Raw genomic sequence first — 23,194 nt, forward strand, 5'->3', positions numbered from 1 at the left:
CCCCATGTCCGCCAGTTCCACCGCGCCGCGCGACCTGACCACGCCGCCCGCCATGCCGGGCCTGCTCGGCTTCAGCCGGGGCCAGGGCATCGCCCTGGTCCTGCTGGTCGCCTTCCTGCTGGCGGGGCCCTTCATCCTCTACCCCGTCTTCCTGATGAAGCTGCTCTGCTTCGCCCTCTTCGCCTGCGCCTTCAACCTGCTGATCGGCTATGTCGGCCTGCTCTCCTTCGGCCATGCCGCCTTCTTCGGCATGGGCGGCTACCTCGCCGCCCATGCGGCCAAGGTCTGGGGGCTGACGCCGGAGATCTCGATCCTCGCCGGCGGCGTCGTCGGCGCCGTGCTGGGCCTGCTCTTCGGCTGGCTGGCGATCCGGCGGCAGGGCATCTACTTCGCCATGATCACCCTGGCCCTGGCGCAGATGGTCTTCTTCTTCTGCCTCCAGGCGCCCTTCACCCATGGCGAGGACGGCATCCAGTCCGTGCCGCGCGGGCGCCTCTTCGGGCTGATCGACCTTTCGCCGGACATGACGATGTACTGGCTGGTGGCGGCGGTCTTCCTGATCGGCTTCCTGCTGATCCACCGCATCGTCCATTCGCCCTTCGGCCAGGTGCTCAAGGCGATCCGCGAGAACGAGCCCCGCGCCACCTCACTCGGCTACCGCGCCGACGACTACAAGCTGATGGCCTTCGTGCTCTCGGCGGCGCTGTCCGGCGTCGCGGGCGGCACCAAGGCCCTGGTCTTCGGCATCGCCACCCTCACCGACGTCCATTGGTCGATGAGCGGCGAGGTGGTGCTGATGACCCTGCTTGGCGGCCTCGGCACGCTGTTCGGCCCGGTGGTCGGCGCCTCGGTGATCGTGGCGATGCAGAACTACCTCGCCCCCTTCGGCGCCTGGGTGACGGTGATCCAGGGCGCCATCTTCGTCGTCTGCGTCGTCGCCTTCCGCGCCGGCATCGTCGGCGAGATCGGGCGACTGCTGAAGACGAAGCTCTGAGGCTGTGCGTGGCGCCGTCCGGGGGAACGAGGCGTCGGCTGACACCGGATCGCGCCGGAGAGCCATGCTCTCCGGGGGCGTCGCGGTCTGTCGCCGGAGCTGTCGCCCCCCGCCCGCATGGGCCGGGGTCTTTCGCCCTACCTGCGATCCCGGTTTTTAGGGCTTTAGGATTTTAGGATTTTATCCCTTTATTCGTTTGAATGGATGCGGGACCACTACCCCTTGGCACACGCGGATGCTGCCCAGGTTCGCACCTCCAGGGACCGGCGGCATAGCGGCGAAATGTTGATTATATTCCTATAGCCGAAGCCGCTTTCCGGAAGCAAGAGACATCGGGCGCTCGGCGGGCCCGGACCTTCGGACTGACGCTCACCGCGCGTGCCAGCTCATCGGGTCCAGGGCGCGCAGCGTCCTGGCGGTGAGGGGGTTCCGGGGAGAGAGGCGGAGCCTCTCCCCCGGGGGGCAGGCCCAGGGAGCACGGCGGCGCCTTCATCCCCGCGCCGCCGGGCGCAGATGCTCCGCCAGGAAATCCACCAGCACGCGGATGCGGGCCGGCATGGTGGCACCACCGACGAAGACCGCGTGGATGCTTTCCCGGTCCTGCGGGTTGTATTCCTCCAGCAGCGGCACCAGCCGCCCGGCGGCGATCTCGTCATCGATATGGAAATGCCCGACGCGGGTGATGCCGACACCCTGCAGGGCGAGCTGCACCAGCGTTTCGCCGTTGTTCGCGGTCATGTTGCCGGAAACCCGCATCAGATGGTCCCGCCCGCCCTCGCGGAAGGGCCAGCCCGGCTCGATGCGGCGGAAGCTGAAATCCAGGCAGTTGTGCCGGGCGAGGTCGGCCGGCACGCGCGGCACCCCGGCCCGGGCGAGATAGGCGGGCGAGGCCACCACGCTGCGCCCGGTCTCCCCCAGCTTCCGGGCGGACAGCGGGCTGTCGGCCAGCGGGCCGAAGCGGATCGCGACATCGGCGCGGCCGCCCAGCACATCGACGATCTGGTCGTTGATGTCGATCTCCACGCTGATGCCGGGATAGCGCTCCACGAAGGCCCCCAGCAGCGGCACGATCACCATCCGCCCATGCGCCATGGAGGTGCTGACCCGCACCCGCCCGCGCGGCGAGGCCTGGTCGGCGATGCCGCTCTCCACCTCGTCGAGGTCGGAGAGGATGCGGGTCGCGGCGCGGGCATAGGCCTCCCCCTCGGCGGTCAGGCGCAGCCGCCGCGTCGTGCGCAGCAGCAGGCGCACGCCCAGCCGCGCCTCGATGCGGGCGACGATGCGGCTGACCGCGGAGGGGGTGAGGCCCAGCGCGCGGGCGGCGCCCGACAGGCTGCCTTCCCGCGCCACCATGGCGAAGGCCTCCATCTCGCCCGCCCGGTCCACCCTCTCACGCGGCATCTGTGCCTCCGGCGCAAAGATCCTGGTCCGCCGCCCCTACTACCGCACCGCACCAGGGCCATCCAAGTGCCGGGCCGGACCATTTCCCGGACCCAACCGCATGAGCCTCAACCCCCCTCTCCTGGCGCTGGCCGTCGGCGCCTTCGGCATCGGTGTCACGGAATTCGCCCCGATGGGCATGCTGCCGGTGATCGCCGGCGACCTCGGCGTTTCCATCCCGGCGGCGGGGCTGCTGGTCAGCGCCTATGCGATGGGCGTGCTCCTCGGCGCCCCGCTCATGACGCTCGCCTTCGCCCGGATGCCGCGCCGGCGCCTGCTGATCGGGCTGATGGGCATCTTCACCCTGGGCAACCTGCTTTCCGCGGTGGCCGGCGGCTATTCCATGTTGCTCCTCGCCCGCGTCGTCACATCCTTCAACCATGGCGCCTTCTTCGGCGTGGGCGCGGTGGTGGCGGCCGGTCTCGTCCCGCCCGAACGGCGCGCGGCGGCGGTGGCCGCCATGTTCTCCGGCCTGACCATCGCCACGATCGGCGGCGTGCCGCTGGCCGCCTGGGTGGGCGAGGCGGTGGGCTGGCGGATGGCCTTCTGGGGCATCGCGGCGGTGGGCGTCCTCGCGATGATCGCGCTGCGCCTGTCCCTGCCGCCGCTGCCGGCCGAGGCCGGGGCGGACATGCGGGCGGAGCTGCGGGTGCTGCGGCGCGGGCCGGTGCTGGCCGCGCTGGGCCTGACCGTGCTGGGCGCCAGCGCCATGTTCACCGTCTTCACCTATATCGCCCCCATCCTGCGCCAGGAGGCCGGGGCGGACTCGGGGTTCGTGACTGCCATGCTGGTCGTTTATGGCCTCGGCCTGGCCGCCGGGAACTGGCTGGGCGGCCGCCTCGCCGACCGCTCCATGGACGGCACGCTGATCGGCGCCCTGGCCGCGCTGGTCGTGCTGCTGCTGTTCTTTGCCGCCGGGATGCGCTGGGAGGTTGCCGCGGCGCCGCTGATCTTCCTTTGGGGCGTGGCCAGCTTCGCCATCGTCCCGCCGTTGCAGACGCGGGTGGTGGCCACCGCCGCGGAGGCGCCGAACCTCGCCTCGGCGATGAATATCGGTGCCTTCAACCTCGGCAACGCGATCGGCGCGGCGCTCGGCGGCGGCGTGATCGATGCCGGCCTCGGCTATCCGGCGGTCTCGGTGGCCGGCGCGGCCATGGCGGCGGCCGGGCTCGCCATGCTGCTGCTCCTGCGCCGCCGGCGGCCGGTCCCCGCCCCGGAACTGGCCCGGGCCTGCGGCTGAACGGCATGGGGCCAATGGTAGGGGGCCAATGTATAGGGAGGTTCCCGGTCCTCCCCGGCCCTCATCCCAGCAAGGCAGTGCTGCCGAGGACGGCGATCCCGGAATCCTGGAACCCCTCCATGGCGGCTTCCAGCGTGTCGCCTCCGCCGGGCAGCGGCGCGGCGATGCCGCGGCAGGCGTCGAGGATCACCACGGCCTCGAAACCCTGCGCCGTGGCATCCCGCGCCGTGGCGGCGACGCAGAAATCCGTGGCCAGACCGCACAGGAAGACGCGCCGCACGCCCAGGGCGCGCAGGTAGCCGGCCAGCCCCGTGCCGGTTTCGCGGTCGTTCTCGGTGAAGCCGCTGTAGCTGTCCACCTCCCGCCGCATCCCCTTGCGGAAGATCGCCTGCAAGGGGCGCGTTTCCAGCGCCGGATGCAGGGCCGCACCGGGCGTGCCCTGCACGCAATGATCTGGCCACAGCGTCTGCGGGCCATAGGGGAAGTCCACCATCTCGAAAGGCGCGCGTCCGGGGTGCTGGCTGGCGAAGGAGAGATGGCCCGGCGGATGCCAGTCCTGCGTCGCCACCACCCGCCCGAAGCGCGGCATCAGCGCATTGGCCAGCGGCAGGATCCCGTCGCCGCCCGGGACGGGCAGCGCGCCACCCGGCATGAAGTCGGGCTGCATGTCCACCACGATCAGGACATCGGTTTCCGGGTTCGGCGAGAGCGGCGGCGCGGACATGCGGCCAGCTTCCCGCGCGCGGCCCCGGCCGTCCAGCTTCCGGGCGGACGCCCCTGGAAAGGCCTCCAGGCGCGCGGGGACCCCGCCCTTTCCGGACCGCCGGTGGCTCCCGGCCTCCTGCCGCCCGGGAGGGCCATCCCGGCCGGTCGGAGCAATTCCGGCAACTCCTTCATGGCCTCCGGCGCACGCAAATTACGGCGTCCCGGCTATCCATGGAATTTTCCGTCGCGGCACTCGTGACGCATCCGGAAGCATGGAAAGCCCTCGTCCAGGCCCAGGATCGCATCCGTGCCATGCCGCATGCGCGAAGCGGCTGGCTTTCGCGGGCGCGCGGACCTCAATAGGAAGGAAGGAGAGGTTACCGGTTGAGGGGTTCGGACGATGGACGACGTGGCCAAGATGACGCCCAAGGATTCGCGCACCGCGCGCGTCACGGCGGAGGAGGCTCTCGCCCTCCATGCCGAGGGCAAGCCGGGCAAGCTGGAGATCCGGCTGACCAAGCCGCTGATCACCGCGCGCGACCTCAGCCTCGCCTATTCGCCCGGCGTGGCCGAACCCTGCCTGCACATCCACCGCGACCCGGCGCTCGCCTATGACTACACGGCCAAGGGCAACATGGTGGCGGTGATCTCCAACGGCACCGCCGTGCTCGGCCTGGGCAACCTGGGCGCGCTCGCCTCCAAGCCGGTGATGGAGGGCAAGGCCGCCCTGTTCAAGCGCTTCGCCGACGTGGACGCGGTGGACCTGTGCCTGAACACCGAGGACGTGGACGAGTTCGTCAACTGCGTGCGCTTCCTGGGCCCCTCCTTCGGCGGCATCAACCTGGAGGACATCAAGGCGCCGGAATGCTTCGTCATCGAGCAGCGCCTGCGCGAGCTGATGGACATCCCGGTCTTCCATGACGACCAGCACGGCACCGCCATCGTCGCCGCCGCCGGCCTCATCAACGCCTGCCACCTGACGGGCCGCGACCTGAGGACCACGAGGCTGGTGATCAACGGCGCCGGCTCCGCCGCCATCGCCTGCGCCGAGTTGGTGAAGGCGATGGGCATGCGCCCCGAGAACATCACCATGTGCGACACCAAGGGGGTGCTGTACCGGGGCCGCACCAACGGCATGAACCAGTGGAAGTCGGCCTATGCCATCGACACCGCGGCCCGCACCCTGTCGGACGCCATGGCCGGGGCGGACGCCTTCTTCGGCCTGTCGGTGAAGGGCGCGGTGACGCAGGACATGGTCCGCTCCATGGCGGACAAGCCGATCATCTTCGCCATGGCCAACCCGGACCCGGAGATCACCCCGGACGAGGCCAAGGCCGCCAAGCCCGACGCCATCGTCGCCACCGGCCGCTCCGACTATCCGAACCAGGTCAACAACGTCCTGGGCTTCCCCTTCATCTTCCGCGGGGCGCTGGACGTGCGGGCCAGCACCATCAACGACACCATGAAGGTCGCCGCCGCCGAGGCGCTGGCCATGCTGGCGCGCGAGGACGTGCCGGAAGAGGTCGCCGCCGGCAGCGCGCTGCGCTTCGGGCCGGAATACATCATCCCCAACGCCTTCGACCCGCGCCTGATCTCCCATGTCTCGCCCGCCGTGGCGAAGGCGGCGATGGAGAGCGGCGTGGCGCGCCGCCCGATCGAGGACCTGCGCCGCTACACCCGCATCCTCGCCGGGCGCCTGGATGCGGCGGCGGGGGCGCTGGAGGCGATCACCGAGCGCGTGCGCGCCAACCCGAAGCGCGTCGTCTTCGCCGAGGGCGAGGAGGAGAAGGTGCTGCGCGCCGCCATCGCCTTCCGCAACGCGGGCTATGGCACGCCGGTGCTGGTGGGGCGGGAGGACCGCATCATGGCCACCGCCGGAGCGCTCGGCCTGCCGCTCCCCGACGGCGTGGAGATCCACAACGCCGCCCTGTCCGACAGCAACCGGCGCTATGCCGAGTACCTGTACGAGCGCAAGCAGCGCCAGGGCTTCCTGTTCCGTGACTGCCAGCGCGCGGTGAACCAGGACCGGCACGTTTTCGCCGCCTGCATGGTGGCGCTGGGCGATGCCGATGCCATGGTGACGGGCACCACCCGCTCCTATATCGAGACGCTGAAGGGCGTGACCATGGCGCTGGGCAAGGCGCCGGCGCCGGAGGGCACCGAGGAGAGCGTGCTCTTCGGCCTGACCATGATGCTGACCCGCGCCCGTGGCACGGTGCTGATCGCCGACACGGCGATCCATCCGCGCCCGGACGCGGCAACGCTGGCCGCCATCGCCACCCAGTCCGCCGCCGCGGCGAAGCGGCTGGGGCTGGAGCCGCGCGTGGCCTTCCTCAGCTTCTCGAACTTCGGCGACGCGCGCACCTCGGTCCCCACCAATCTCCGCGATGCCGTGAAGCTGCTGGACGAGCGCAAGGTGGACTTCGAGTATGACGGCGAGATGACCGCCGATGTGGCGCTCGATCCCGCGCTGCGCTCCCTCTACCCCTTCTGCCGCCTGAACGGCCCGGCGAACGTGCTGATCATGCCGGGGCTGCACGCCGCCCATATCCTCAGCAAGGCGGCGCCGCGCCTGACCAGCGCCACCACCATCGGCCCGGTGCTGATGGGGCTGGAGAAGCCGGCGCAGATCGTGCCCATCTCGGCCGGCGTGAACCAGATCCTGGACATGGCCTGCCTGGCCGCGCACGACGCCATCGCCCGCTGAGGGAGGGCGCCGGGCGGGCCTCCGTCCCGGCGCCGCCTTTCCCGGGCGGCGGCCACGAAAAACCCCCGGCCTGGATGTCCAGGCCGGGGGTTTTTCGTGTTCCGGCCATGGTGCCGCGATGGGATGCGGCAGACTGGCCGGATGGCTTGGCGAGACTCAGAAGTTCTGCAGGCTCGCCATCTGGACGGGCCGGACCTCGACCATGACGACACCGGCATTGATCATGCCCAGCGTCTCGGCAGTGGCCGGGCTCAGGTCGATCACGCGGTTGCCGACATAGGGGCCCCGGTCCTCGATCTTCACCGTCGCGGTGCGGCCGTTCGCCAGGTTCGTCACCTGTACGGTCGTGCCGAGCGGCAGCGTCCGGCTCGCCGCGGAATTGGAATCCCGGTCGAAACGCTCGCCATTGGCCATCTTCCGGCCATGGAAGCGGTCGGCATAATAGGAGGCTGGACCACGCTGGACCTTCATCCCCTTCCGAGCGGAAACGGCGGGCTCAAGGCGCATCACCACTTCCTCAGGTCCTTCGCTCGCCCGGGCCATGCCCGGCGCAACCGACAGGGCCACCCCCAGACCCAGGCACGCTGCCAGCACTGTCTTACCTCTCACGCCCCTACGCTGCTCCTCTGTCGCGCGGGGGTGGGCATGGCGGGTTTAAATTTATCGCGCAATCTTGAAACGTAAAAACGTTTCTGATCCGATTTTAATATCGAAGCCGTTTCATTGAGCGGCGCGGATGATGATTCCCGCGGAAGTTGAGATGCAGCCCCGCACGGAAAGCCTGAGATGGGGGGTGTCGCCAGGGTCGATCGGCAGGGGCCAGACGCCCTGTCCCGCGAAGGGCGGCAGATCCACGAAACGGTCCAGGAGCCCCTGGCCGGGCTCGTAATCCATCGGCAGCGGCTCGTGCCCGGCCGCCCTCAGGCGGCGTGCCAGCTCCTCCAGGTGCCGGCGCCGGAAGAGCACGGTCCTGCCCTTCTCCACCCCCGGCCCCTCGTCGAGCATGTTGAACTCCGTGGTATGCACGGCGATGCCTCCGGGCTTCAGGCAGCGCATGGCGCGCAGCACGAAATCCAGCCCGGCCTCCACCGTGCCCAGATGCTCGAAGGAGCAGACGGACCAGACGAAATCGAACCCGCCCCGCATCAGCTCCTCCGGGATGCGGGCCATGTCCACGGGGCGGAAATCCACCCGCGCCTCGAAATCCTCGCGCCCGATCAGATGGGGGTGGAACAGGTGCTCCCGCGCCGACAGGTGCTGCGCGGTTCGGATCCATTCCCGGGCGCGCGGGTCGCCCGCCGGCAGGTCGGTGGCCAGGACCTCCACCCCGTCGGCGGCGAAGATGCAGGGCAGCAGCTCCTCCCCCACCGCGAAGCCCAGGCCGCGCCGCCCCGGCGCCAGCATCCCGGCCTCCCAGAGAGCCTGGGGGACGAAGCAGTCCTCCCAGACCTTGCGGTGATAGAGGGGGGCGATGCGCTGCCGGGCGCACCAGTGGTGCAGCCAGGGCGCCTCGATATCGGCCTGCCGGCACAGGCGCCCGGTCAGCCCGGCGGGCTGCGGCGTCTCCGGCGCCGGCACGCCATAGCCGGCCAGCCCCGCCTCATAGGCCTGGCGGGCCAGGAGGGAGCCGAGGACCTTGGTGTTCCAGGCGGCCAGCGCGGCCTCGCGCCGGCGTACCCGGCCCATCGACAACCAGCGAAACACCCGGGGCCTACCCTCGCTCTTTCAGAAGCGCCTGTGTGCCTGTTTCACGCCTGGCGGGAAAGTCCACCCGGGATTCCTCGCGCGACACGCTCCATGCGCCTGAGCCGTCTTTTCCGGCTCTGGGCCGGGTGGGCCCGCCCGACGCATCCCGATACCGTGCCGACGGCGGTCATCCGGGCTTGGCGCCGCTCCCGCGGCCACCTTCGGGGTGACCGTGCCTGCCTCCGGACGGAAGCCGCCGGGGATCAGCGGCTCGGATAGGCCCGGGGATAGGTGATCTGGTCCGGCGGGCCCGGCGCGCGGATCGGGCCGCTGCGGCCACAGGCGGCGAGCGCCAGGGAGGCCGCCAGCAGGAGCAGGGCGGTCCGCATCATGCGAGCCGCGCCTTCCATTCCGCCGCCATGGCCGCGACATTGGCCGGGGCCGTGCCACCATAGGAGGTGCGGGAATTCACCGAGGCCTCGACGCTCAGTACGTCATAGACGCCCTGGTGGATGCGCGGCTCGGCGCTGCGCAGTTCCTCCAGCGAGAGGCCGGCGAGGTCCACGCCCCGCTTCTCCGCGAGCGCGACGAGGCGGCCGGTGACGTGGTGCGCGTCCCGGAAGGGCAGCTTCAGCTCCCGCACCAGCCAGTCGGCGAGGTCGGTGGCGGTGGAGAAGCCGGCCCCGGCGGCGGCCTTCAGCCGCGCCGCGTCCGGCTGCATGTCCCGCACCATCCCGGCGGTGGCGGCCAGCGACAGGGACAGGGAGGCGGCGGCGTCGAAGATGCCTTCCTTGTCCTCCTGCATGTCCTTGCCATAGGTCAGCGGCAGGCCCTTCATCACCGTCAGCAGCCCGACCAGCGCCCCGGTGATGCGGCCCGGCTTGGCCCGCACCAGCTCCGCCGCATCCGGGTTGCGCTTCTGCGGCATGATCGAGGAGCCGGTGGTGTAGGCGTCGGTGAGCCGGACGAAGCCGAAATACGGGTTCGTCCAGATCACGAACTCCTCGGCCAGCCGCGAGAGGTGCACGGCGCAGATGGCGCAGGCCGAGAGGAACTCCAGCGCGTAGTCGCGCGAGGCCACCGAATCCAGGCTGTTGCGGGTGGGGCCGTCGAAGCCCAGCGCCGTGGCCGTCATGTGCCGGTCGATCGGGAAGCCGGTGCCGCAGAGCGCGGCGGCGCCGAGTGGGCTCTCGTTCATCCGGGCGCGGCAGTCGGCGAGGCGCCCACGGTCGCGCGACAGCATCTCGACATAGGCCAGCAGGTGGTGCCCCAGCGTGGTGGGCTGCGCCGGCTGCAGGTGGGTGAAGCCCGGCATCACCGTGGCGGCGTGTTCCGCTGCGCGATCCGTCAGGGCGCGCATCGTGTCGGCGATCTGCGCGTCCAGCCCGTCGATGGCGTCGCGGGTCCAGAGGCGCACGTCCAGCGCCACCTGGTCGTTGCGCGAGCGGGCCGTGTGCAGGCGCTTGCCGGCCTCCCCGATGCGCTCGGTCAGGCGGGCCTCCACATTCATGTGGATGTCTTCCAGCGCCTCGGAGAAGGGGAACTCGCCCCGCTCGATCTCCCCGGCGATGGCCTCCAGCCCGTCGCGGATGCTAGTCTCGTCCTCCGGGGAGATGATCCCCACATGGGCGAGCATGGCGGCATGGGCGAGGCTGCCGCGGATGTCCTGGCGCCACATCTCGCGGTCGAAGCCGATCGATGCGTTGATGGCCTGCATGACCGCCGAGGGGCCGCCCGCGTAGCGGCCGCCCCACTGACTGTTGCTGTTGCTGGACACGAGTGGAGGACTTCCCGTGCTGAGGATCGGACGCCGCCAAGCCCTTTTCGCCACGCTGACGGCCGGGACCTCGGCAGGGGCAGTGTTGAGCATGGCCCTCCCGCCCCGTCCAGCCTTCGCGCAAGGATCATCCCCGTTGGGGCAACTGGTCGAGGGGCCGCCCCGGGCGCTGCCGGAGCTGTCCTTCACGGATGAGGAGGGCGCACGGAAGACGGTGGCCGATTTCGCCGGCAAGGGGCTGGTGGTGAATTTCTGGGCCACCTGGTGCGCGCCTTGCGTGGAGGAGATGCCCTCCCTCGACCGGCTGCAGGAACTGGTGGAGCGGGAGGGCATCCTGGTCCTGCCGCTTTCCTCCGACCGGGGCGGCGCCTCACAGGTGCGCGGCTTCTATGCCCGCACCCGGGTGAGGAACCTGGATATCTGGCTGGACCCCCAGGGCGCGGCCGGGCGGGCGCTGGGCGTGCGCGGGTTGCCGACCACGCTGGTGCTGGACCGGCAGGGGCGCGAGGTGGCCCGGTTGGAAGGCTCCGCCGACTGGAGCGCGCCGGGGAAGCTGGAGGCCATCCGCCGGCTGCTCGCCGCCCCGGCGCCGGAGCGTCCCACTTCCACGTGAGGCATCCCCCGCCCCGGCATCCCGGCGGGGGCGCGAACGTCTTCATGGGTACAACCACGCAAGGAGAAGGCGAGGCGATGGCCGAACCCGAGGTGAAGGTCGCGGGCGACAGCGAGGCCGCCGTGGCCCTGGCCCTGCTGCAACTCATCATGAAGTCGGAGCCGGACCCGTCGCGGTGCGACCGGGACTGGATCCTGTCCACCTATGCGGACTGCCTCGCCGTCGTGAACGGGGCGGAGGTCGAGTACGAGGACGAGGAAGAGGACGCGGAGGAGGAAGACCGGGAAGGCTGAGCCCCCGGCTTCGCGCGGCATGGCCCCGGCGGATGGCGGCGGGGCCTCCCCCGCCGCCGGCATCAGACCACCTGGTTCCGCAGATCCGCCTCGCCGCGCCAGAGCCGGGCGAGGTTCTCCTCCAGGATATCGAGGACATTGTCCTCGTAGCGCCTTGTTTCCCCGGCGGTATGCGGGGTGACGAAGACGTTCGGCAGGTCCCAGAGCGGCGAGGCTTCCGGCAGTGGCTCCTCCGCCACGCAGTCCAGCGCCGCGCCGGCGATCCGGCCCTCCCGCAGCGCCTCGATCAGCGCCGGTTCGACCACGACCTTGCCGCGCGCCACGTTCACCAGATGGGCCGAGGGCTTCATCAGCGACAGCGCTCCGGCATCGATCAGCCCCTCCGTTTCCGGCGTCAGCGGGCAGGTCAGCACCACGAAATCGGCACGCGGCAGCAGGGACTTCAGCGCCGCCGTGGCATGCACCTCGTCCGCCCCGTTGGCCCCCGCCGAGGGATCGCGCCGCAGGCCGATGACATGCATGCCGAAGGCCCTGGCCAGCCGCGCCAGCCGCCCGCCGATGCGGCCCAGCCCGACGACGAGCATGGTCTTGCCGCCCAGCTCGTCCTCGCGCTTCGCGATCTCCCCGATCATGCCGCGCCAGACATGCTTCGCCTGGTTGTCGCGCGCCATGGGGAACAGCCGGCTGACCGCCAGCACCAGCGCGATGGCGTGCTCGGAGACCGCGTTCGCGTTCACCCCCGCCGCGCTGGCCAGACGCACGCCGCGTTCGCGGAAGGCGGGCTGAGCATACTGGTCCACCCCCGCGCTGATGGACTGCACATAGCGCAGGCGCTCCGTGCGGCTCAGCACCTCGTTGCTCCAGAGGCCCGAGACGACCACCACATCCGCCTCCGGCGCGCGGGCCAGCAGTTCGTCCCGCGTCGCCACCTGGAAGCTGCGGATGCCGGTGCTGCGCGCCTCGAAGCGCTTCTGGATCTGGTAGGCGGGGTGGGCGAAGCAGATGGTCAGCGCGTCCTTGCCGGGAAACATGCGTGAAGCTCCTGTCGGGATCGGGGGGAAAGGGGCGCGGGGGCCAGCCGAAATCGCCGGGCTGCGAAGGGTGCCCCGGCCTTAGCGGAAGCGGGCCGGGGAGAAGGGCGCGACCGGGATCTCGGGTGCCCGCCCGCCCACCATCTGCGCCACCAGCCGCCCGGTGCGCGGCCCGGCCACAAGCCCGACATGGCCATGGCCGAAGGCATGGATCACATCCGGCGAGCGGCGCGAGGGGCCGAGGCAGGGCATGCCGTCCGGCGTCGAGGGGCGATGGCCCATCCAGACCTCCACCCGCTCCGCCGGCAGGTCGCGCGGCAGGCCGGGGAAGGACTTCAACAGGTGGTCGCGCAGGATCTCCGCGCGCCGCCAGTCGGGGGCGGCGTCCAGCCCGGCGATCTCCACCTGCCCGGCGCAACGCAGCCCGCCGCGCGTCAGGGTAATGGCCATCTTGCCGTCCGAGGGCATCAGCGGATAGCGCGGCGCCACCTCCGGATCGCGCAGCACGGCGTGGTAGCCGCGCTCCGTCTCCAGCGGCACGTGGTTGCCCAGCGCGGCGGCGAGGCGCCTGGAATGCGCGCCCGCGCTGATCACCGCCGCGTCGCAGGCGATCTCGCCGGAGGGCGTGCCCACGGCGGTCAGCCGGTTGCCATCGATGCGGAAGCCCGTGGCCGGCAGGCGCAGCAGAACCGCACCCTGCGCCTGGGCCTGCGCCACCAGCGCCGCCACCAGCGCGCCGGGATCGGTGCAGTGGCCGCCTTCCTCGACCAGGGCGCCGAAGCCGTAGCGGCGGGAGAGGTCGGGCTCGCGCTGGTGCAGTTCCTCGGCCGAGAGCTCGACCCAGCGGATGCCGACCTGCCGCCGGATGCGCCAGGCCATGGCCTCCGCCTCGAACTCGGTGCGGGAGGGGTAGATGTAGATGTCGCCGCGCTGCTGGATCAGATCGGCCACGCCGGATTCCTCCGCCAGCCGCCGGTGCAGCGCCGGCGCGTCGTGCAGCAGCGGCTGCATCGCCCGCGCCACGCGCAGCACGCGCTCCTCCGTCCAGCCCGCGGCCAGGTAGCGCGCCAGCCAGGGCGCGACTTTGGGGAAGTATTTCCAGCGGATCGCCAACGGCCCCAGCGGATCGCGCAGATAGCCCGGCACCTTGCGCCAGACCCCGGGGCCGGCCGGCGGGATCACCGACTGCACCGAGAGCCAGCAGCCATTGCCGTAGCTCGCCGCCTGCGGCCCGCCCGGCTCGCCCGGTTCCAGGATCGTCACCCGGTGCCCGTCGCGCAACAGCTCCAGCGCCGAGGCCGCGCCCACGATCCCTGCCCCGATCACCACGACATGTCGACTCATCGGTCTCGCACTTCCATCCGTCGCTCTCTCGGGAGAAGGCTTTGCCTTCCCCCGGACCTTCCACTCGTGGCGCTTTCCGCCGCCGGCGGTTGCGGGCGCCACGCCCGGTCAACCGTGCTTCGCCGGAGCGCCCGTGTCAGATCGGTGCGCCCTCCGGCATGTCGCGCCCGACCGAGAGCGCGCGCGGGTCGAGGAAGCAGTGGATCACGGCGGGCAGGCCGGATTCCACCGCGCGCTCGAAGGCCGGGGCGAATTCCGCCGTGCCGTGCACCGTTTCGCCATGGCCGCCGAAGGCGCGCGCATAGGCGGCGAAATCCGGGTTGCGCAGCTTCGTGGCGGAAACGCGGCCGGGATACTCGCGCTCCTGATGCATGCGGATCGTGCCGTACATGCCGTTGTCGATGACCACGGTGATGCTGGCGATGCCGTGCTGCACGGCGGTCGCGATCTCCTGCCCCGACATCAGGAAGTCGCCGTCGCCCGCGATGCAGAGCGCGATCGCCTCCGGCCGCACGCGCTTGGCCATGATCGCCGCCGGTACGCCATAGCCCATGGAGCCGGAGGTGGGCGCGAGCTGCGTGCCGAGCTGCGAGAAGCGGTAGTGGCGGTGCATCCAGCCCGCGAAGTTGCCGGCGCCGTTGCACAGCGCGCTGTCGCCGGGCAGGCGCTCGCGCAGCCAGGCCATCACCTCGCCATACTGGAAGTCGCCCGGCAGCCGTCGCGGCGTCTCCGACCAGGCGAGGTAGTCGGCATGGCCCTGCCGCGCATCCTCTGCCCAGGGGAGGGAGGCGGGCGGCGCCAGATCGGCCAGCGCGGCGCAGAAGGCGCGCGGGCCGGACTGGATGGCGAGCGTGGGGACGTAGACGCGGCCGAGCTCCTCCGCGCCCGGATGCACATGCACGAGCGTCTGCCTCGGCACGGGGATGTCGAGCAGCGTGTAGGAGGAGGAGGGCATCTCCGACATCCGGCCGCCGAGCAGCAGGATCAGGTCGGCCTCCTTCACCCGCGCCGCCAGCTTCGGCGAGGGGCCGATGCCGAGATCGCCCACATAGAGCGGATGGTCCCAGCGCATCCGGTCGGCGCGGCGGAAGGAGGTGCAGGTGGCGAGGTTCCAGCGCCCGGCGAAGTCGCCATAGGCGTCCACCGCCGCCTGGTCCCAGCCGGTGCCGCCCAGGATGGCCAGCGGCCGCTTCGCCGCGCGCAGCATCTCGCCCAGCCGCGCCATGTCGGCGGGCAGCGGCGCCGCCTGGGCGGGCTCCACGCGCGGCGCGTCGGGCACGTCGGCCGTCTCGACCAGCATGTCCTCCGGCAGGGCGATGACCACCGGGCCGGGGCGGCCCTGCATCGCCACGCGGAAGGCGCGGGACACGATCTCCGGCACGCGGTCGGGCGTGTCGATCTCGGTCGCCCATTTGCACATGCTGCCGAAGACGGCGCGGTAGTCGAGCTCCTGGAACGCCTCGCGCTCCCGCATCTCGCGCGCGATCTGGCCGACGAAGAGGATCATCGGCGTCGAATCCTGCATGGCGATGTGCACGCCGCAGGAGGCGTTGGTGGCGCCCGGCCCGCGCGTCACGAAACAGATGCCCGGACGCCCCGTCATCTTGCCGCAGGCCTCGGCCATGATCGCCGCGCCGCCTTCCTGGCGGCAGGTGATCACGTCGATGCTGGCATCGTGCAGCGCGTCCAGCACGGCGAGGTAGCTCTCGCCCGGCACGCAGGTGACATGCTCCACACCCTGGGCGACGAGCTGATCGACGAGGATCTGCCCTCCGGTACGCGTGGTCATTTCTCGTTCTCCCGCTGGATATGGCGGCAATGCTCAGGCGCCGCCTCGATCAGGTTGTTGCTGGCCTCCGGCGTGCGGAGGGCGGAATGGGCCGGAAGCCGGTCCGGCGCCACATCCGCCGGTGCGTCGCCGGCCTCCACGAAGACCGCCCGCATCGTCACCCTCCCGCCTCTCCGGCGAGCGGCAGCGGTCCGGCCGGCGCCGTCCCTTCCGCCCCCATCACATGCGCCGCCAGGGCGTTGCCCGTGTAGATCTCGGCATAGCCCGCCTTGATGACCTCGGTGATCTGGTCGAGCCGCCGGCCGATATGCCGGCGCAGCAGCGCCTCCGCCGCCTCGCCCTCCCCGCTCGTCACCAGGCGCAGGATCTCCAGATGCTCCCCCTGCGTGCCGCCGCGCCGGTTCTGCATGTCGATCCAGCGCACGAAGCGGATCCGCTCGTTCAGCCCGCGCAGCGCCCGCACCAGCTCCTCGTTTCCGGACAGCGCGGCCAGCCGTTCGTGGAATTCCTCGTCCAGCGAGAGCAGCCGCAGGGCCTGGGCATCGTCCTCCGGCTCGTCGCGGCTGCGTTGGGCGAAATTCCGCAGCGCCTCCAGCGCCTCCGGCGGCGCGCGTTCCGCCGACAGGCGCAGCGCCCCGGTCTCCAGCACGGCGCGGTATTCGTACAGCCGCAGCACCTGCGCCGCATCCAGCGGGCGGACATGATAGCCGCGGTTGGCCGTGGCCAGCAGGAAGCCCTCGGAGGCCAGGCGGTTCAGCGCCTCCCGCAGCGGGGTGCGGCTGACGCCGAAGCGGCGTGCCAGCTCGACCTCGTTGATCCGCTCCCCCGGGCGCAGGTGATAGGCGGCCACCATCGCCTTCAACCGCTCGTGAAGGCGGTCGGCCGATCGCTGGATGGTGGTGGAAAGCGTCACGGGCCGGGCGGTCCTGCAGGTGTGCCTGTCTGCATCCAGAAGTGAATACATTTCCGGGCCACCTGACAAGCCTTTCCTGCCAGCCCAGGATCGGCGCCTTCCGTTCCGCCGCCCAAGGGCGGTGCCTCCGCGACCGACGACAAGGGTCCTGCCATGCCTCCATCCCCCACCCCTCCCTCCGTCCCTACCCTCAGGCCGGACCAGGCGACCGGGAGGCGCCCGGCATGAGGGAGCCGCATTACTTCGAGGATTTCGCGGCGGGGCAGGTCTTCCGCTCGGGGCCCTACCGGATGGAGCGGGACGCCATCATCGCCTTTGCCCGGGAGTTCGATCCGCAGCCCCAGCACCTGGGCGAGGCGGAAGCGGCCCGCAGCCAGTTCGGCCAGCTCGTGGCCAGCGGCTGGCACACCGCCGCCGTCACGATGCGGCTGTTCATCCAGGACGCCCTGCCGCCCATCGCCGGGGGCGGCCAGGGGCTGGGGCTGGAGAACCTGGTCTGGGTGCGCCCGGTCAGGCCCGGCGACGAACTGCATGTGGTGGTGGAGGTGCTCTCGATGCGCCCCTCACGCTCCCGCCCCGACCGGGGCATCATGAAGGCCCGCATCACCACGAAGAACCAGGCGGAGGAGGTGGTGCAGTCCACCATCACCTCGGCCCTGGTGCCGTGCCGCGTGGCGGGCTGAGCCGGACGGTTCCCTCCGCCACCGGCGTGATGCGATGGCCCCCGGCGGACAGCCAGGAGGCGCCGTGGCGATCGGGGTTCAGAACTGCCGCAGGAGGCGGTCGTAGTAGTCCAGCTCCTGCGCCGGGCGTTCGCGCTCCCCGACGCGGCGGCGCAGTTCCTCCTGGATGCGGCGGGTGCGCAGCATCTCGGCCTGATCGGGCACGCGGGTGTCGTTGCCGTCGCTGGCCGAGCCGGCATTCTCGCGCGTGGAGCGGCCGAGCGGGTCCCGGCCGCGGCCCTGGCCGCTCGCTTGGTCCTGGCCCTGGCCGCCATCCTGGCCGTTGCCGGGCTGGTTGCCGGCCATGCCGGGGCCGTCGCCTTCCTCGCCCTCGCCTTCCCCCTCGCCCTGCTGGCCGTCGCCCTGCTGTCCGGGGCCGAACTGGCGGCGCATCGCCTGGGCCATCTGCCGGCCGCCCTCGGTCAGCTCGCGCAGGGCCTGCTGCTGCTGCGCCTGGGAGTCGCGGCCGGACTGGAGGGCCTCGGCGCTTTCGCGCATCGCCTGATCGGCGCGGCCGAGCGGCTCGGGGATCTCCCCGGTCAGGTCGCCGAACTGCTGCATCAGCTCGCCCAGGGCGCGGCGCAGGGCGCGCTGGGTGCGCCCGTCGCGCTGCGCCTCGGCATCGCCGGGCTGCTGGCCGTCACGGCCGGCCTGGGCGCGATCCTGCTGGCTGCCCGGCTGGTTCCGCGCGGGGGGGCTGCGGCTTCCCGGGCGCTGCTGCATGCCGAAGGGCATGGGCCGGTTCGGCGGGTTCTGGCCCATCTGGTCCTGGCCCTCCTCCGCCTCGCTGTCCTGTTCCCGCCGGTGGGCACGGTCCAGCAGCTCCGCCTGCCGCCGCACCATGTCCTGCATCACGCTCATCTGGCCCTGGCCGCGCTGGCGGTTCTGCTGGCGCTGCTGCTCCCGGTCGGCGCGGGCGACGCGGCCTTCCTCCAGGGCCTTGAGCATCTCCTCCATCTCCGCCAGCTCGCGCCGCGCATCCTCCTCGCGCCCCTGGCGGGCGGCGTCCTGCATGCGCTGGGTGCGGCGGTCGAGCTCGCGGTTGTCCAGGCGGCGCGCATCCTCGCGCGGCATGGCCTCGCCGTTCTCGCGGCTCAGCTTCTCCGCCAGGGCCTGGAGATGGCGGTCGATCGCCTCGCGCAGCTCCTGGATGCGCTTCTCGATCTCGGCCCGGCGCTCCGCCTCGCCCTGGTTCGGGTCGCCCTGGTTCGGGTCGCGCTGCTGCAGGGCTTCCTCCAGGGCCTTGCGCGCTTCCGCGAGGGCGCGGGCGGTGCGGTCGGTCCGCCCTTCCTCCAGCGCCAGGGCGGTGTCCCAGAGGATGGCCTGGGTCTCGTCCACCGCATCGGGGCGGCGGTCCCGGATCAGGCGGCTGCGGGCGGCGCTCAGCGCCAGGAAGATGGTGGTGTCGTCGTCGAAGGCCTCCGGCGAGGACAGGACGCCCTCCAGCCCGGCCACGACGGGCGCGCGGACCTGCGGCGACAGGGAAAGCATGCGCCGGAACTGGATCAGCAGCTTCGCCACGGGATGGTTGAAGGGGCGCTCCGGCAGGATGAGCGTCATCTCCTCCGAACGGCCTTCCTGGCCGGCGCCGTCGCGCGCCACCAGCCGCAACTGCACCGGCAGTCCCGCCCAGGGATGGGCGCTGAGATCGGGCTGGGCGGTGCCGCGCTGCTGGCGCGGGTTGCTGCCGGACAGGGTGAGCGGCACGGTCAGGGGCTCGGCGTCCGGGCGGGCCTCCAGGCGGATCTCGGCCCGCGCGGCGGCGACGCCCCAGTCATCCTCGGCGGTCCAGGGCAGGCGCAGCGCATGACCACGCGGCGCCGGGCCGGGCGGCTCGGCGAAGGCGATGCTGGGCGGGGCGTCGGCCTGGACCGAGACCTCCCAGCCGGCGATCTCGGCGCCGTCGCGGCGGATGGCGAGGCGGCCGCCATTCTCCAGCGGCGCCTCGATGCCGAAGCTGTCGCGGTCCAGCATCTCGAAGCCGCGGTCCTTGCCGCCCAGGCGCAGCTCCGGCGTGCCGCCCTGGCCGCCGGACAGGGCGACGCGCAGCGCGGAGCCGGCGGGGACGCTGAAGCCGGGGCTGCCCGGCTGCAGGAAGAGCGGAGCGACGCCGGTATAGCCGGGCGGCGTCACCCAGGCCTCCAGCCGCAGGCCGGGGACCGGGGCGGGCTGGCCCAGGCTGGGCAGCAGGGCGCGGCGGATGCGCTCGCCGGCCTCGTCGCCCGCCACCACGAAGCCCGCCGCCAGGGCCACCACGAGGCCGAGGCGCAGCGCCCGACGGTCGCGCGCCGGCAGGCCGGGCCGGGGCGCGCCGACGCGCAGGTCGCGGAGCCGTGCCGCCTGCCGGGCGAGATGGGCCTGCCACAGTGCCAGGGCGGCGGGATCGTCGCCGGCGGGGCGGTCGCCCAGCGTGGCGAGGGGGCGGTGGCGCAGGCCGGAGGCGGATTCGATGCGGCGGTCGGCCGCCGCCGGGGCCGGGGCGGCGAAGCCGCGCGTGGCGCGCCAAGCGGCCCGGGCCAGGGCGGCGGCGAAGCCCAGCAGGAGGAGCAGATGCGCCCAGAGGGGCACATGCAGGAAGAGGCCGCACAGGGCGACCACGAGGAAGAGGCCCAGCACGCCGAGCACCGGCCAGGCCCGGGGCCAGAGGGCTTCCCAGAGCAGGGCCAGCCGCGCGAGGCGGCGCTGGCGGTTCAGCCTCCGGGAAACGCCCTCTGGCAGATCGGTCATCCCATCCACTCCGGCAGACGCTGGTGGGCCAGCAGGTCGTCGAGGCTCTGGCGTTCGCGCACCAGGGCCCAGCGCGCCCCGTCCACCAGCACCTCGGCGGCGAGGGGGCGCGCGTTGTAGGTGGAGGACATCGAGGCCCCGTAGGCACCGGCATCCAGGAAGGCCACGAGATCGCCCGCGGCGAGTTCGGGCAAGCCCCTGCCGCGTGAGAAAGTGTCACCGGTCTCGCAGACCGGGCCGACCACGTCGGCGGGCGAGAGCGGGGCGTGGAAGGACTGCGGCGCGACGGGGAGGATGCCGTGCCAGGCCTCGTACATGGCAGGGCGCATCAGGTCGTTCATCCCCGCATCCAGCACCACGAAGCGGCGGGTGGCGCCGCGCTTGACCAGCACCACACGGGAGAGCAGCACCCCGGCCGGGCCGGCGATCCAGCGGCCGGGCTCGATCATCACCGGCAGGCCGAGGGGGCCGAGCGTGCTGGCGATGGCGCCGGCCAGGGCCTCGGGCAGCGGCGCGGTCTCGTCGCGATAGGGGATGCCGAGGCCGCCGCCGCAATCCACCCGCTCCACCGGCAGGCCGCGGTTGCGCAGCGCGGTGACGAGCTCGGCCACCTTGGCATAGGCGGCGCGGTAGGCGGACATGCCCTCGGTGATCTGCGAGCCGATATGCACGGCGATGCCGATCGGGCGGATGCCGGGCAGCGAGGCCATGCGGGCATAGAGGGCGGCGGCGTCGTCCAGCGCCACGCCGAACTTGTTCTCCGCCTTGCCGGTGGTGATCTTGGCGTGGGTGCGGGCATCCACGTCCGGGTTCACGCGGATCGCCACCGGGGCCAGGAGGCCCATCGAGGCGGCGATGGCGGAGAGCATCTCCACCTCCTCCGCGCTCTCGGCGTTGATCTGGAAGATGCCGGCGGCCAGCGCGGTGCGGATCTCGGCCTCGGTCTTGCCGACGCCGGAGAAGACGCTGCGGGCGGCGCCGATGCCGGCGGCCTCGGAGACGTGCAGCTCCCCGCCGCTGACCACGTCGGTGCCCAGGCCCTCCGCGCCCAGCAGGCGCAGCACGGCGAGGTTGTCATTGGCCTTCATGGCGTAGTGGATCGAGGCGTCGAGCCCCGCCCCGGCCAGGGCCTCGCGCAGCGCGCGGGCGCGGCGGCGCAGGGTGTTGGCGGAATAGACCCAGGTCGGGCTGCCGACCTTGGCCGCGATGGCGGCGAGCGGAACATCCTCCAGGCAAAGGCCATCCTGCGCATGGGCGGTGAGCTGCGGCCGCTGCGCCAGCAGTTCGGCGAAGGACGGGTCCGGCGTCTGCGGGGCCAGGGGAGCGGGGGAAGCCATGGTCTTGCCTAATCTGCGGTGACCGGGGGGTCGGTTGAAAGCGGAAAGAGGTGCTGTTTTCCGCAACGCCGCGCAAGAGGCGGGGAGGATGGCGTGACTTCCCTTGGGCCTCCCCGGGGGAAGGCCCGGCCTTTCCCCGGAGCCGGAAATTCAGGAGCCCGGCGGGACGGTGAAGCAGGGCATGCCGCTGCCCTGGAGGCGCTGGCAGGCGTTGCCGGCGCTTTCGGCGGAAATTCCGGTCAGGCGGGCGCGGTAGAGCGTGCCGCCATGGCTGACCGGGGTGATGCTGTCCTGCGCGCCGGCGAGCAGGCCGTTGGTGCGCGAGCGGGCGACGGAAAGGGCGGCGCGGGAGATGGCCGGGTCGGGGAAGGCGCCGACCTGGATGCCCCAGCCGCCCCCTCCTCCGGCCATGGCAACCGGCGCGGCGCCGCCATAGCGGGCCGGGAGGGCCAGGGTGCCGGGTGCCGGGCGCTGCGCCGGCGGAGCCTCGGCGGCCTGGGCACTGCCGGTCCAGGACGGCGGGGCGCCACGGGCCGGTGCGGGGGGCGGGGCGGCGTAGGCGGGCTCCCGGGCCGCATAGGCGGCCGGGATCACCGGGTTGCCACCCCCTTCGCCGGTGCGGTTGCCGGTCGGGCTCAGGCTGGTGACGAGGCCGCCGCCGTCGAAGGCGCGGTTGGCCGGGTCGTCGGCATAGGCGCCGCCATCCGCGACCAGCCCGCCGCCCTCATAGGCGCGGTTGGCGGGGTCCTCCGCCGCATAGGCGGGCGGCGCATAGGTGGGCGTATAGGCGCCCGTGGCGGGGTGGCGGGCGCCGGCCAGGCGGGTGGCCCCCGGGGCGGCCGCCGGAGTGGCGGGCGGGCGGGCGGCATAAGCGGCGCCGCCCGTGCCCGTGTAGCCGCCGGTGGGCGCGGAGGCGGTGACGAGGCCGCCGCCGTCATAGGCGCGGTTGGCCGGGTCGTTATAGGCATAGGCCGTGCCCGAGCCGGTGGCGAAGCCGGCGAGCGGGCCGGTCATGGCGACCTCGTTGCCCAGGCGCGGGGCGATGCGGGCGAGGTAGTTCACCGTCTCCCCCGGCAGCTCGGAATAGCCCGCCAGATAGTCGGAAAGGCGCTGTGGCCCCGCATTGTAGGCTGCGAGGAAGGCCGGGGCGCCGAACTGGTCCGACATCTCCCGGATATAGGCGGCGCCGGCCATGATGTTGCTGCGCGGCTCATAGGGATCGGAGCCCAGGCCGTAGCGTGAGCGCAGGATGTCGTAGGTGGCGGGCATCACCTGCATCAGCCCCATGGCGCCGACACGGCTGGTGGCGGTGGGGTTGCCGGCGGATTCCTGGCGCATGACCTCGCGGATCCAGCGTTCCGGGATCGCGAAGCGGCTGGCGGCCTCGTGGACATGCGGACCCCAGGGATCGCCCTCCGGGCCGGGCGCGCGGTAGGAGCGCGCGGCGTGGGAGAGGTAGCCGCGGGCCTCGGCGCGGGAGGCGCCGGCCGCGGCGGTGTCGTAGCCATAGTCGCCGTTGCCGTCATAGCCGCGGCGGCCGTCCCAGACGAAGCGGCTGGTATAGGCGGGCGGGCCGCAGGCCGAGAGCAGCAGCAGGAGCGGCAGCAGGGAGAGCGCGCGTTTCGCCATGGGCCTTCCTGATGAGCCTCCCCCAACGGTTCATCCCGATGCCTTCCCTCCGGGGGCCGGGCAGCGGGAAGGGCTATAGCGGGGGAATGGCTTCGGAAGGGTTGCGGCGGGGCCACATCCCACAGGCGACGACTCGCTCCCCCTCGGCGCCCATCCTCCTCCCCATGGGCCGGGATCGCGGCATCAACAAGGCGTGCCGGATGGCACGGGGGGAGCAAGGCGGCGCGGGTGCGGAGGCGGAACGGTG

The 23,194-nt window shown here is 72.2% G+C and carries 20 protein-coding genes; 6 read left to right on the forward strand and 14 right to left on the reverse strand.

What is annotated here, in order from left to right; genetic code table 11:
* Positions 1 to 4 precede the first annotated feature (4 nt).
* A complete protein-coding gene (locus RGI145_RS16510) occupies positions 5 to 994 on the forward strand; it encodes a branched-chain amino acid ABC transporter permease (protein ID WP_075799216.1) in 990 nt (329 codons plus the stop codon).
* A gap of 489 nt (positions 995 to 1,483) precedes the next feature.
* Here the strand turns inward: RGI145_RS16510 and RGI145_RS16515 are convergent, their stop codons facing one another.
* Positions 1,484 to 2,395 (reverse strand): LysR family transcriptional regulator, encoded by a 912-nt coding sequence (locus tag RGI145_RS16515; protein WP_075799217.1) that lies wholly within the window; start codon positions 2,393 to 2,395, stop codon positions 1,484 to 1,486.
* 100 nt (positions 2,396 to 2,495) lie between these two features.
* On the opposite strand from RGI145_RS16515, the gene RGI145_RS16520 reads away from it, so the two are divergent.
* A complete protein-coding gene (locus tag RGI145_RS16520; RefSeq protein ID WP_075799218.1) occupies positions 2,496 to 3,674 on the forward strand; it encodes an MFS transporter in 1,179 nt (392 codons plus the stop codon).
* Positions 3,675 to 3,735: 61 nt separating this feature from the next.
* Here the strand turns inward: RGI145_RS16520 and pncA are convergent, their stop codons facing one another.
* A complete protein-coding gene (gene pncA, locus RGI145_RS16525; RefSeq protein ID WP_075799219.1) occupies positions 3,736 to 4,398 on the reverse strand; it encodes a bifunctional nicotinamidase/pyrazinamidase in 663 nt (220 codons plus the stop codon).
* Between the two features lie 381 nt (positions 4,399 to 4,779).
* Here pncA and RGI145_RS16530 point away from each other — a divergent pair, with 381 nt between their 5' ends.
* Positions 4,780 to 7,086: an NADP-dependent malic enzyme gene (locus RGI145_RS16530; RefSeq protein WP_083670842.1), complete on the forward strand. Its 2,307-nt coding sequence runs from the start codon at positions 4,780 to 4,782 to the stop codon at positions 7,084 to 7,086.
* Between the two features lie 156 nt (positions 7,087 to 7,242).
* Here the strand turns inward: RGI145_RS16530 and RGI145_RS16535 are convergent, their stop codons facing one another.
* From RGI145_RS16535 to argH, 4 genes are all read right to left on the reverse strand, one after another.
* The gene (locus RGI145_RS16535) at positions 7,243 to 7,593 is read right to left on the reverse strand and encodes a septal ring lytic transglycosylase RlpA family protein (protein ID WP_237183104.1); all 351 of its coding nucleotides are present in this window, start codon (positions 7,591 to 7,593) and stop codon (positions 7,243 to 7,245) included.
* Positions 7,594 to 7,806: 213 nt separating this feature from the next.
* Positions 7,807 to 8,790, reverse strand: coding sequence for an SAM-dependent methyltransferase (locus RGI145_RS16540; protein ID WP_237183105.1), 984 nt, complete (start codon positions 8,788 to 8,790; stop codon positions 7,807 to 7,809).
* A 245-nt stretch (positions 8,791 to 9,035) separates the two neighbouring features.
* On the reverse strand, positions 9,036 to 9,164 hold the full coding sequence (gene lptM, locus RGI145_RS25820) for an LPS translocon maturation chaperone LptM (RefSeq protein ID WP_237183106.1): 129 nt from the start codon (positions 9,162 to 9,164) through the stop codon (positions 9,036 to 9,038).
* Entirely contained in the window at positions 9,161 to 10,489 is a 1,329-nt protein-coding gene (argH, locus tag RGI145_RS16545; protein WP_237183299.1) for an argininosuccinate lyase, read from the reverse strand. The genes lptM and argH overlap by 4 nt, the downstream gene beginning before the upstream one ends.
* A 196-nt stretch (positions 10,490 to 10,685) precedes the next feature.
* Between argH and RGI145_RS16550 the strand changes: the two genes are divergently transcribed.
* Together RGI145_RS16550 and RGI145_RS16555 are read left to right on the forward strand one after the other, a co-directional pair.
* Positions 10,686 to 11,162: a TlpA family protein disulfide reductase gene (locus tag RGI145_RS16550; RefSeq protein ID WP_075799223.1), complete on the forward strand. Its 477-nt coding sequence runs from the start codon at positions 10,686 to 10,688 to the stop codon at positions 11,160 to 11,162.
* 77 nt (positions 11,163 to 11,239) lie between these two features.
* On the forward strand, positions 11,240 to 11,455 hold the full coding sequence (locus RGI145_RS16555; protein WP_075799224.1) for a hypothetical protein: 216 nt from the start codon (positions 11,240 to 11,242) through the stop codon (positions 11,453 to 11,455).
* A 62-nt stretch (positions 11,456 to 11,517) separates the two neighbouring features.
* Here RGI145_RS16555 and RGI145_RS16560 read toward each other — a convergent pair whose 3' ends face one another.
* From RGI145_RS16560 to RGI145_RS16575, 5 genes are all read right to left on the reverse strand, one after another.
* Positions 11,518 to 12,486 (reverse strand): D-2-hydroxyacid dehydrogenase, encoded by a 969-nt coding sequence (locus RGI145_RS16560; protein ID WP_075799225.1) that lies wholly within the window; start codon positions 12,484 to 12,486, stop codon positions 11,518 to 11,520.
* A gap of 81 nt (positions 12,487 to 12,567) precedes the next feature.
* The gene (locus tag RGI145_RS16565; protein ID WP_075799226.1) at positions 12,568 to 13,830 is read right to left on the reverse strand and encodes an NAD(P)/FAD-dependent oxidoreductase; all 1,263 of its coding nucleotides are present in this window, start codon (positions 13,828 to 13,830) and stop codon (positions 12,568 to 12,570) included.
* 136 nt (positions 13,831 to 13,966) lie between these two features.
* Complete coding sequence (locus RGI145_RS16570) at positions 13,967 to 15,619, reverse strand: thiamine pyrophosphate-binding protein (protein WP_075799227.1); 1,653 nt, start codon at positions 15,617 to 15,619, stop codon at positions 13,967 to 13,969.
* On the reverse strand, positions 15,616 to 15,780 hold the full coding sequence (locus tag RGI145_RS25165; protein ID WP_156878578.1) for a hypothetical protein: 165 nt from the start codon (positions 15,778 to 15,780) through the stop codon (positions 15,616 to 15,618). Before RGI145_RS25165 ends, RGI145_RS16570 begins: the two co-directional genes overlap by 4 nt.
* On the reverse strand, positions 15,777 to 16,532 hold the full coding sequence (locus RGI145_RS16575) for a GntR family transcriptional regulator (protein WP_075800139.1): 756 nt from the start codon (positions 16,530 to 16,532) through the stop codon (positions 15,777 to 15,779). Before RGI145_RS16575 ends, RGI145_RS25165 begins: the two co-directional genes overlap by 4 nt.
* Positions 16,533 to 16,756: 224 nt before the next feature.
* On the opposite strand from RGI145_RS16575, the gene RGI145_RS16580 reads away from it, so the two are divergent.
* Positions 16,757 to 17,215 (forward strand): MaoC family dehydratase, encoded by a 459-nt coding sequence (locus RGI145_RS16580; RefSeq protein ID WP_075799228.1) that lies wholly within the window; start codon positions 16,757 to 16,759, stop codon positions 17,213 to 17,215.
* Positions 17,216 to 17,293: 78 nt separating this feature from the next.
* On the opposite strand, the gene RGI145_RS16585 is transcribed toward RGI145_RS16580, so the two are convergent.
* The 3 genes from RGI145_RS16585 to RGI145_RS16595 form a co-directional block, all read right to left on the reverse strand.
* On the reverse strand, positions 17,294 to 19,981 hold the full coding sequence (locus RGI145_RS16585; protein WP_075799229.1) for a DUF4175 domain-containing protein: 2,688 nt from the start codon (positions 19,979 to 19,981) through the stop codon (positions 17,294 to 17,296).
* The gene (lysA, locus tag RGI145_RS16590) at positions 19,978 to 21,318 is read right to left on the reverse strand and encodes a diaminopimelate decarboxylase (protein WP_075799230.1); all 1,341 of its coding nucleotides are present in this window, start codon (positions 21,316 to 21,318) and stop codon (positions 19,978 to 19,980) included. Before lysA ends, RGI145_RS16585 begins: the two co-directional genes overlap by 4 nt.
* 150 nt (positions 21,319 to 21,468) lie before the next feature.
* Entirely contained in the window at positions 21,469 to 22,947 is a 1,479-nt protein-coding gene (locus RGI145_RS16595; RefSeq protein WP_075799231.1) for a lytic transglycosylase domain-containing protein, read from the reverse strand.
* Between the last annotated feature and the right edge of the window lie 247 nt (positions 22,948 to 23,194).

The organism is Roseomonas gilardii (assembly GCF_001941945.1).
GTDB lineage: Bacteria > Pseudomonadota > Alphaproteobacteria > Acetobacterales > Acetobacteraceae > Roseomonas.

Bases quoted from the DNA above. Each gene is read 5' to 3' on its own strand.
- RGI145_RS16530 (WP_083670842.1), top strand. From the start codon at position 4,780: ATGGACGACGTGGCCAAGATGACGCCCAAGGATTCGCGCACCGCGCGC.
- RGI145_RS16565 (WP_075799226.1), bottom strand. From the start codon at position 13,830: ATGAGTCGACATGTCGTGGTGATCGGGGCAGGGATCGTGGGCGCGGCC.
- RGI145_RS16585 (WP_075799229.1), bottom strand. From the start codon at position 19,981: ATGACCGATCTGCCAGAGGGCGTTTCCCGGAGGCTGAACCGCCAGCGC.
- RGI145_RS16510 (WP_075799216.1), top strand. From the start codon at position 5: ATGTCCGCCAGTTCCACCGCGCCGCGCGACCTGACCACGCCGCCCGCC.
- argH (WP_237183299.1), bottom strand. From the start codon at position 10,489: ATGCAGGCCATCAACGCATCGATCGGCTTCGACCGCGAGATGTGGCGC.
- RGI145_RS16560 (WP_075799225.1), bottom strand. From the start codon at position 12,486: ATGTTTCCCGGCAAGGACGCGCTGACCATCTGCTTCGCCCACCCCGCC.
- lysA (WP_075799230.1), bottom strand. From the start codon at position 21,318: ATGGCTTCCCCCGCTCCCCTGGCCCCGCAGACGCCGGACCCGTCCTTC.
- RGI145_RS16515 (WP_075799217.1), bottom strand. From the start codon at position 2,395: ATGCCGCGTGAGAGGGTGGACCGGGCGGGCGAGATGGAGGCCTTCGCC.
- lptM (WP_237183106.1), bottom strand. From the start codon at position 9,164: ATGATGCGGACCGCCCTGCTCCTGCTGGCGGCCTCCCTGGCGCTCGCC.
- RGI145_RS16520 (WP_075799218.1), top strand. From the start codon at position 2,496: ATGAGCCTCAACCCCCCTCTCCTGGCGCTGGCCGTCGGCGCCTTCGGC.
- RGI145_RS16595 (WP_075799231.1), bottom strand. From the start codon at position 22,947: ATGGCGAAACGCGCGCTCTCCCTGCTGCCGCTCCTGCTGCTGCTCTCG.
- RGI145_RS16535 (WP_237183104.1), bottom strand. From the start codon at position 7,593: ATGCGCCTTGAGCCCGCCGTTTCCGCTCGGAAGGGGATGAAGGTCCAG.
- RGI145_RS16580 (WP_075799228.1), top strand. From the start codon at position 16,757: ATGAGGGAGCCGCATTACTTCGAGGATTTCGCGGCGGGGCAGGTCTTC.
- pncA (WP_075799219.1), bottom strand. From the start codon at position 4,398: ATGTCCGCGCCGCCGCTCTCGCCGAACCCGGAAACCGATGTCCTGATC.
- RGI145_RS16570 (WP_075799227.1), bottom strand. From the start codon at position 15,619: ATGACCACGCGTACCGGAGGGCAGATCCTCGTCGATCAGCTCGTCGCC.
- RGI145_RS16555 (WP_075799224.1), top strand. From the start codon at position 11,240: ATGGCCGAACCCGAGGTGAAGGTCGCGGGCGACAGCGAGGCCGCCGTG.